The organism is Rhodopseudomonas sp. BR0C11 (assembly GCF_010820945.1).
Classification (GTDB): Bacteria; Pseudomonadota; Alphaproteobacteria; order Rhizobiales; family Xanthobacteraceae; genus Rhodopseudomonas; species Rhodopseudomonas palustris_H.
The window spans coordinates 1-1,313 of the sequence record NZ_QTKI01000700.1 but is presented as its reverse complement, the minus strand read 5'-3'; the positions used below and the strand labels follow the sequence as shown (position 1 = coordinate 1,313).

At 64.5% G+C, this 1,313-nt stretch carries 2 protein-coding genes; both read left to right on the top strand.

Annotation, left to right across the window (positions count from 1 at the left end):
* The coding region (locus tag DYI24_RS26700; protein WP_164574468.1) for a helix-turn-helix transcriptional regulator at nt 1-446 on the top strand (446 nt) is incomplete at its 5' end.
* Between the two features lie 272 nt (nt 447-718).
* On the top strand, nt 719-1,313 hold a 595-nt coding region (locus DYI24_RS26695; protein ID WP_164574467.1), incomplete at its 3' end, for a DEAD/DEAH box helicase.

The following is a 1,313-nucleotide window of genomic DNA, read 5'->3' as shown; positions in this document are numbered from 1 at the left end:
ATCTGGAGCAGTCCTGCATCACGGCGCTGCTGTATTGCAGCCGGCACAATCTCGGCCATCTGCTTGAGAACGCCAACGCGGTGAGTGACGACGTGCCGCGCTACGTCCGCACCGCGGAGCACTACGTCGAAAGCCACCGCGACGAAGACATCAGCGTCGAGGACGTGGCGCGGATTGCCGGCGTCAGCATCTCCACACTTACCCGCGCCTTCCTCAAGCATCGCGGCTACTCGCCGTCGGCCTACGTCAAGCGCGCCAAGCTCAATCACGCCAAGCAGCTGCTGGAGACCGGCGCCGCGACGACGCTGATCGGCGTCGCGCTCCGCTGCGGCTTCGCCAACCCGAGCCGGTTCGCTCAGGACTACCGGGAGGCGTTTGGGGAATCGCCGACCGAAACGCTGCGCCGCTGCCGCCCCGATCGGGGCCCCGAGACGCAAAAACATTAAGCTATTTCAGCCGTTTCATGCGCCGGCGCATTGACTTTGGCCGATTCCGGCCTATGTTCCGCCCGTGATGCGGCCCGGTATTGCGTCAAGTGATACCCAGATTGAGCCGCCTGTCCGCGATCCGACTTCCCCGTGCACGATTGCTAGCCGCTCCGGGGTTGAGCGCGACAGAGATTTCGCAGAATCCATGCGGCGGTTCGATTAAGTGGCGTGACCCCCGAGTTCCGGCCGATGGTGTTAGAACCAGGCCGCGCCCCGACAACAGAGGCTCGATGTCTTTTTCCAATCTGGGACTTTCCGAGAAAGTCCAAGCCGCCGTCGCCGCCGCCGGTTACGTTTCGCCCACTCCCATTCAACAGCAGGCGATCCCCCACGTCCTCGCCCGCAAGGATGTCCTCGGCATCGCCCAGACCGGCACCGGCAAGACAGCAGCCTTCGTGCTGCCGATGCTGACGATGCTGGAAAAGGGCCGCGCCCGGGCCCGGATGCCGCGAACCCTGATCCTCGAGCCGACCCGCGAACTCGCCGCCCAGGTCAAAGAGCAGTTCGACAAATACGGCGCCGGCCAGAAACTCAACGTCGCGCTGCTGATCGGCGGCGTCTCGTTCGGTGATCAGGACCTCAAGCTCACTCGCGGCGTCGACGTACTGATCGCCACCCCGGGCCGCCTGCTCGACCACACCGAACGCGGCGGCCTGCTGCTCACCGGCGTCGAGATGCTGATCATCGACGAAGCCGACCGGATGCTCGACATGGGCTTCATCCCGGACATCGAGCGGATCTGCAAGCTGGTCCCGTTCACCCGCCAGACCCTGTTCTTCACCGCGACGATGCCGAACGAAATCCGGCGCATCACCGAGACCTTCC